7 protein-coding genes and 1 pseudogene are annotated in these 7,308 nt (G+C 35.6%); all 8 read left to right on the plus strand.

What is annotated here, in order from left to right; translation table 11 throughout:
- Positions 1-806: 806 nt before the first annotated feature.
- Positions 807-1,858: pseudogene (locus CP368_RS08760) on the plus strand (LCP family protein).
- Positions 1,859-1,869: 11 nt separating this feature from the next.
- Positions 1,870-2,751, plus strand: coding sequence for a YveK family protein (locus CP368_RS08765; protein WP_098045982.1), 882 nt, complete (start codon positions 1,870-1,872; stop codon positions 2,749-2,751).
- A 10-nt stretch (positions 2,752-2,761) separates the two neighbouring features.
- The gene (locus CP368_RS08770; RefSeq protein WP_098045983.1) at positions 2,762-3,568 is read left to right on the plus strand and encodes a CpsD/CapB family tyrosine-protein kinase; all 807 of its coding nucleotides are present in this window, start codon (positions 2,762-2,764) and stop codon (positions 3,566-3,568) included.
- Positions 3,568-4,338 (plus strand): tyrosine-protein phosphatase, encoded by a 771-nt coding sequence (locus CP368_RS08775; RefSeq protein WP_098045984.1) that lies wholly within the window; start codon positions 3,568-3,570, stop codon positions 4,336-4,338. The genes CP368_RS08770 and CP368_RS08775 overlap by 1 nt, the downstream gene beginning before the upstream one ends.
- A 112-nt stretch (positions 4,339-4,450) precedes the next feature.
- A complete protein-coding gene (locus CP368_RS08780) occupies positions 4,451-5,113 on the plus strand; it encodes a sugar transferase (RefSeq protein ID WP_233185858.1) in 663 nt (220 codons plus the stop codon).
- 20 nt (positions 5,114-5,133) lie between these two features.
- Positions 5,134-5,910 carry a DUF4422 domain-containing protein gene (locus CP368_RS08785; protein WP_098045985.1) on the plus strand — a complete coding sequence of 259 codons (777 nt, stop codon included), beginning with the start codon at positions 5,134-5,136 and terminating at the stop codon, positions 5,908-5,910.
- 12 nt (positions 5,911-5,922) lie between these two features.
- The gene (locus CP368_RS08790) at positions 5,923-6,807 is read left to right on the plus strand and encodes a glycosyltransferase family 2 protein (protein ID WP_098045986.1); all 885 of its coding nucleotides are present in this window, start codon (positions 5,923-5,925) and stop codon (positions 6,805-6,807) included.
- Positions 6,807-7,308: glycosyltransferase (locus tag CP368_RS08795; RefSeq protein ID WP_143468316.1), on the plus strand; the 502-nt coding region annotated here is incomplete at its 3' end. The genes CP368_RS08790 and CP368_RS08795, both read left to right, overlap by 1 nt.

Consider the following 7,308-nt stretch of genomic DNA (forward strand, 5'->3'; position numbering starts at 1 on the left):
GGCCGTGAACATCTTAGAAAAAGGATTAGGCAAGTGGCAGAATCCTAAAATAAAAGAAAAAAGCAGCCTAAGCTAGGCTGCAGTCCGCTAGCAATTCGCGGACTTAAAAGGCTTTGGTAAATAGACGACCTCTATCGGCAATAGTCAAAAGACTATTGCTGGTAAGTCAAGTCCGTATCTAAGCAAGTTGGTGTTCTGGTTAGCGTAAGCTAACGAGCCACTAAGCCCTAGACTTCAGTCTAGGGTAGTTGACACATGCTATAGTAAGTTTATAGGATTGACCAATTTGTAAAATTGATCAAAAAATAAGAGCAAAAAAGCCGTTACTCGAAGTGGACAAAAGAGTAACGACTTTTTATTTTCACCAAATTTTAGGACATTAAAGTTCTGTGTAAATGGCTAAGGCTAGCGGCGCTTGTGCTTTTTCCGCTTTCGTTGATCGTGCCGCCTTGTGCGATGACGATTATTTAGCCACTCATCAAACAGCTTCTCTAGAGCATGAGACACTGCATTCACAACAATAGGCGCAACTACGGCGGTTAATAGGATTACCATACTTGCAAAATAATTACCTCCTAATGCAAAAATGGACATTGGGAGGAGCACAAATGTCAATCACAATTATAACAAACACTTATTAAATCAATTAGAATTCTAAAATAATAGCAACAAAAATCCGCATTTATTCCCCGAAAAATCTGCCAAATTTCCCATTGTTTTTATTTGTAACCCCTTTACATATGGTCAAAACGCAATAAATGAGTATATAATAAGAGGGATTTGTAAGATTATAAAAGGGGACAAACATGGCAGATAATAATGATCAAAGTCAAAAAACGATGCATCATCATCACCGTCACCACCATCATCGCCATCACCATCGCAAGTTTTGGCGAGGATTCTGGATTGTAATTGGTGTGATTATTGTCATCGGACTTTTTGTTTGTGGTTACATTTATAAGAATTTGCGTGATACCACACAAAACATGTATACGCCTGTTGCTAAACAAACCAAGAGTAATAAGGGACGTAATTTAGATACGCTATTGAATGAAAAGAAGCCAATCAATATTTTGCTTCTTGGTACAGATACCGGTGCTATGGGACGTCATTGGAAAGGTAGAACTGATACCATGATGATGATGACCATTAATCCAAAGAAGAATAGCACGACTATTATTTCTATTCCACGTGACTCTAATGCAATCTTCCCAGACTTCCCACAATATGGGGTAACGAAGATGAACTCAGCGTATACTTTGGGCGGAGTTGCTGAAACTGTTAAGACTCTTGATAAATATTACAGTGTGCCAATTGATGGCTACATCATGATTAACATGGGCGGCTTGAAGAAGGCAATCGATCAAGTTGGTGGTATAGATGTCACTTCACCACTTACGTTCAATAATATGGGCTACCACTTCGAAGAAGGCAAGACTTACCATATGAATGGTTAGCCTTTGCTCAACTTCGTCACGGAGATCCACGTCAAGACTATGGCCGTCAAGATCGTGACCGTCGCGTGATTATGGCGCTTCTTAAGAAGTCTGTTTCACCGACAACCTTGTTGAATTCTAAGTTCTTGAATTCAATTTCTGATGAAATGCAGACTGACTTGACTATGAACCAGATGTACAAGATTGGTATGGATTACCGCAAGGCTACTGATAACTTGAGTCAAGACCATGCTCAAGGTGTAAGTAAGCAAACTATGAATCCTAAGTTTGGCTTAATGGAAATTGAAGTTGTAAGTAAGGAAGAAAGACAAAGAGTATCTGATAAGATTAGGGATGCTCTAGAATTGCCAAAGACTAAGGTAGCTGCTAATAAAGACAGCTATGTTATGAATCGTAATTAAAGGAAAGACAGATGGAACAAGAACAAAAGCAAACTGATAATACAATTGATCTTACTCAATTGCTTCGACTTTGCCGCAGACATATCTGGGCATTGATTCTCTGGAGTGTAGGATTAGCATTAGTAGGTTGGGGAATTGCTAACTTTGTTATTTCCCCCAAGTATAGTTCTAGTGCGCAGATTTTGGTTAACCAAAAATCCAATAAGAATGATCCTAATGCAGCATATACAACGCAACAAGCTAACATGCAGTTGGTTAATACCTATAAGGACATCGTAACTAGTCATGTAATCTTGAAGGATGCTTCTGATCGTTTGGCTAACCCAGTTAGAGTAGTTAAGAAGGCTAAGCCAGCTAAGTACAGAACTACAGATGATGGTAGAAAAGTCTTAGTGAGAAAAGCTCAACCAGCAGTTATTGAACGTGACGGTAAAGCATATAGCGTTTCAGCTAAACAATTAGCTAAGAGTGTATCAGTTGCAACCCAGCAACAATCACAGGTATTTTCAGTTTCTGCTAAGGCTGATACTCCTGAAAAGGCTAAGGCTGAAGCTAACGCAGTTGCTAGATCATTCAGAGATCAAATTCCTAACATCATGAACATTAATAACGTTACAATCGTTGCACCAGCTACTAATGGTGTTCAATCATCACCTAATGTTAAGATGTTTACTTTAGCAGGATTTGTTATTGGTTTAGTATTGACCTTCGCAGTAATCTTAATTCGTGAAATGACTAATACCACTGTTCGTGATGATACTTACTTAACTCAAGAATTAGGTTTAACTAACTTAGGTCATGTTGCCCACTTCCATGTATCTTCATCATTCAAGTTGATTAAGAAGAGCAGTAAACCAGCTAAGCGTGAACAACGCAAGAGACGCAGAGTATAGGAGGTAACTGATGTCACTTTTTAAGAAAAAACGTGGTACAGATGAAACCATTAAAAACGGTGCTAATTTAATTACAGTTGCAGATCCAAAAGGTCCAGTAACTGAACAGTTCCGTACAATCCGTACCAACATTAACTTCATGGCAGTTGACCATGATATTAAGTCTGTTGCCTTTACTTCTGCTAATATTAGTGAAGGTAAATCGACCGTTGCTGCTAACGTGGCTGTAACCTATGCTCAAGCAGGCCGTAAGGTATTATTAATCGATGCCGACTTACGTCGTCCTACTGTTCATAGAACATTCAACTTAAGCAATCATGTAGGTTTAAGTACAGTTATCTCTTCTACTGCTAAGGAAGTAGACTTAGATGATGTTGTTCAAGATAGTGGGATTGCTGACTTAGCAATCTTACCTGCTGGTCCTACACCACCTAATCCATCAGAATTGATCGGTTCTAAGAGAATGCAAGACTTCATCAGCTTAGTTGAAGATCACTATGATATGGTAATCATCGATCTGGCACCAGTACTTGAAGTATCTGATACTCAAGAATTGGCTCGTCGTCTTGACGGTATTATCTTGATAGTACGTCAAGGTAAAACACAAAAGGCTGCTATTAAGCGTGCTGTTGAAATGCTTAACTTCTCCAAGGCTAAGGTTTTAGGCTTTATTATGAACGATATTAGTTCTGATAATGCCGGCTACGGTTATGGATATGGTTACGGTTATGGATATGGTTACGGTTATGGATATGGTTACGGCTACGGTGAAGAAGATAAAAAGAAAAAAGGTTTCTTTTCAGGACGTAAGAAATAATGGTTTTAGTTGATGTCCACTGTCATATCTTGCCAGGCGTTGATGATGGTGCCAAGGATTGGCAAACATCAATTAAGTTAGCTAAAGAAGCTGTGGCGGATGGTGTAACGCATGCAGTTTGTACGCCGCACATGCTTAATGGCAAGTATATCAATCATAAAAAAGACGTTATTCGTTTAACAGAAAACTTTCAGGATATGTTAGATGATGCCAAAATACCGCTAACGATATTTCCTGGGCAAGAAGTGCGAATTTCGGGAGATTTGCCTAAGGCATTAGATGATGACGATATCCTCTTCTTAGATGAAGATGGGCAATACATGCTCTTGGAATTTCCAAGCGATGACGTACCAGCTTATACGCGGGACATGGTCTTTAAGTTAATGCAACGCGGCATTACACCAGTTGTAGTTCACCCAGAACGTAACAAAAAGATTCTGGAAGAGCCAACTATCTTGCAAGAATTAATTGAGCAGGGATGCTTAGTGCAAATTACTGCTAGTTCTTATATGGGAACTTTTGGCAAGAAAATTGAAGAAATGTCACGCAAGTTTATCGAAGCAGGCCAATGTGCCTGCTTCGCTTCGGATGCGCACGATTTGCCAAAAAGGCGATACCAATATAGTGAAGCATTAAAAAAGCTAAGCAAGGAGTTCGGGAGTGATCTTGCTCAGCAATATCAAGATAATGCTCGCGCATTTGTAAATGGGGACAATGTGCAACTAGATTGGCGACCGCTTAGCAAAAAGAAAAAATTTTGGCTATTTTAATCTGCAAATCTGCAGATTCATACCATTAGCTGAATATTTGTGCTATATTGACTAAAAAAGAGTGTTTATTTTACAGAAAAGCATCAGAAATATAAGGAGTATGCTTATCCAGATGATGGAAAATAGAATGATAGAAGAAGATCCAATAAAAGTGGGAAATCATTATATATACCATTTCTTTAAAAGAATAACTGATATTGTTGTGAGTATTTTGGCTTTAGTGCTTCTTTCTCCGTTAATTATAATTCTATCGGTTATTATCTTTGCTCAGGATGGACATAGTCCATTTTATAAGCAAATTAGAGTGGGACAATATGGTAAATTATTCGGCATGTATAAATTTAGATCTATGATTTATAATGCTGATAAAGTTTTAGAAAAGAACACTCAGCTTTATCAAAAGTATGTAGATAATGGATTTAAATTGCCTGAAGGTGAAGATCCAAGAATAACTAAGGTTGGGGCATTTATTCGGAAAACATCTTTAGATGAAATACCTCAATTTTTGAATGTGTTGATTGGCCAAATGTCATTAGTTGGACCACGACCAATTGTAAAAAAAGAAATGTTTGAATATGGTGATAGAATCCACACATTTTTATCAGTTAAACCAGGTGCATTAGGATTATGGCAAGCAAGTGGTCGTGCCAATATTGAATATCCTGAGCGTTGTGATATTGAGTTAGAGTATATTAGAAATGCTTCTTACTGGTATGATGTTACGGTGTTCTTTGCTTGTTGTATCAGTATTATTAAAAAAGATGGTGCATTTTAAATGAAAGGTAAGGGGTCAAAATTAAAGTTGTAATAATGGTGGCTGCACATAAAAAGTTTCCTATGCCAGAGAAAAAAGGGTACTTACCAATATTAGTAGGTGCGACCAAAAACTATAAGCCGGGGATTGAGTATCAAAGAGACGACGAGGGCGAAAATATTTCAGCAAAGAATCCAAATTATAATGAACTTACTGCAGTTTATTGGGCTTGGAAGAATTTAAAAGATGTCGACGCTGTAGGATTAGTTCACTATCGTCGTCTTTTTTTTGATAAAAAGCCATATAATTTAAATAATGTGATAAGTGTTGGAAAAGTACATCAACTTTTGCAAAAGTATGATGTACTTTTGCCTAAAAAAAGAAATTATTATATTGAAACAAATTATTCTCATTATATTCATGCACATTATCAGGAGCCTTTGGATAAAACCCGTGAGATTATAAAGAAATCATATCCAGCTTATTTAAAGGAGTTTGATAGGGTTATGAAGAATAGAAAAGCACATATGTTTAATATGTTTATTATGAGAAGAGAGGCTTTTGATTCATACTGTAATTTTATGTTTGATGTATTAGGGAAGTTAGAGAATACAATTGATATTTCTAACTATTCCGTACAAGAAGCTAGAGTATTTGGATATATTTCTGAACTATTAATGGATGTTTGGCTCTATACAACAAAAGAAAGTTACAAAGAGATTTCTTGGGGACAGATTGGTTCAAAACACTTAGTTAAGAAAGCTATTAGCTTTGTTAATAGAAAATTTGGTTTAAAGACAAAAACTCATTTTGAATAGAGGAATATAGATTTGAAAAAAGTAGCTGCCGTAGTTGTAACATATAATAGAAAAAAATTATTGAAATCTTGTATTGAAAATCTTCTCAATCAAACTTTTAAAACTGATGTAATTGTAATTGATAATATGAGCACAGATGGTACGCGAGAGATGCTTGAAGATTTTATCGCGACTAAAAAAATTATCTATCATTCTACAGGGAAAAATATTGGTGGAGCTGGTGGTTTCTATGAAGGAATAAAGCTAGCATATATGCTGAACTATGATTATTTTTGGTTAATGGATGATGATTGTATTCCTACAAAAGAATCCTTAAATAATTTGATGAAAGCCGATAAGAAATTAAATGGAAAATATGGCTTTTTATGTAGCAAAGTACTTTGGACAGATGGAAGTTTATGTAAAATGAATATTCCTAAAGCAAATGTTTTTGAGAAGAACAGTGATTTTGAAAATTCATTAGTGCCTGTAAAAATGGGAACATTTGTTTCTTTTTTAACCAAACGAAACGTTGTTAAAAAGGTTGGACTGCCAATAAAAGAATTCTTTATATGGGGTGACGATTTAGAGTATAGTAATAGAATTTCTGAAAGTTATCCTTCATATTTAGTCAATAAAAGTGTTGTTATTCATAAGACAGCAAATAATGAGGGATCTAATATAGCAACCGATGACTTTCAAAGAATTAATCGCTATAAATTAGCATATAGAAATGAAAGTGTCCTTTTTAGAGAAGTGGGAATAAAAGGAAAATTTTATCAGTATGCTAGATTGATATTACATACTAGCCGAATTATTTTTAAAGCACCGGATCATAAGAAAAAAAGACTGGAAACATTGTTCTCCGGTGTACGAGAGGGAAGTAAGTTTTATCCCAAAATAAAGAGGGTTAAATAATGAATTATAAGGTTTTAGAAGTTAATGTCGATGATAGAGGTAGAAGTGGGGTATATTCTTTAATTACTAATGTAATTAAGAATAAACCTGAAAATATTTCTATCGATATAGCTGCTTTTGAGACTTTTGAAAGTTCAAATAATATTGATAGATTGAAAGAACTAGGAACGAATGTAAAATATGTTGGTTATAAAGGCAGTAAATTTCTAAAGCAATATATGATATATCGTAATCTATCTAAATATCTATCTAAAAATAAATATGATTGTGTACATATCCATTCTGATGTAGCAAATAAGCTATTGATTGCTGGAATTGCAGCTAAAAGAAATGGTGTACAGAAAATAATTTTTCATTCACATGCTTCAGAAGTAGATGGAAACTTTCGTAAAATAAAACGTTTTTTACACAAAGTTTCTAGAAATAAACTTAAGAAAATTGGTACAGAATTTGTTGCTTGTTCTGATGTTGCTGCCAAATGGATGTATCCAAATATAAGTG

The sequence above is a fragment of the Lactobacillus sp. UMNPBX17 genome, assembly GCF_002553735.1.
Classification (GTDB): Bacteria; Bacillota; Bacilli; order Lactobacillales; family Lactobacillaceae; genus Lactobacillus; species Lactobacillus gallinarum.

Coding starts and splice junctions, on each gene's coding strand:
- CP368_RS08765 (WP_098045982.1), top strand. CDS start 1,870: ATGGAACAAGAACAAAAGCAAACTGATAATACAATTGATCTTACTCAA.
- CP368_RS08770 (WP_098045983.1), top strand. CDS start 2,762: ATGTCACTTTTTAAGAAAAAACGTGGTACAGATGAAACCATTAAAAAC.
- CP368_RS08775 (WP_098045984.1), top strand. CDS start 3,568: ATGGTTTTAGTTGATGTCCACTGTCATATCTTGCCAGGCGTTGATGAT.
- CP368_RS08780 (WP_233185858.1), top strand. CDS start 4,451: ATGATGGAAAATAGAATGATAGAAGAAGATCCAATAAAAGTGGGAAAT.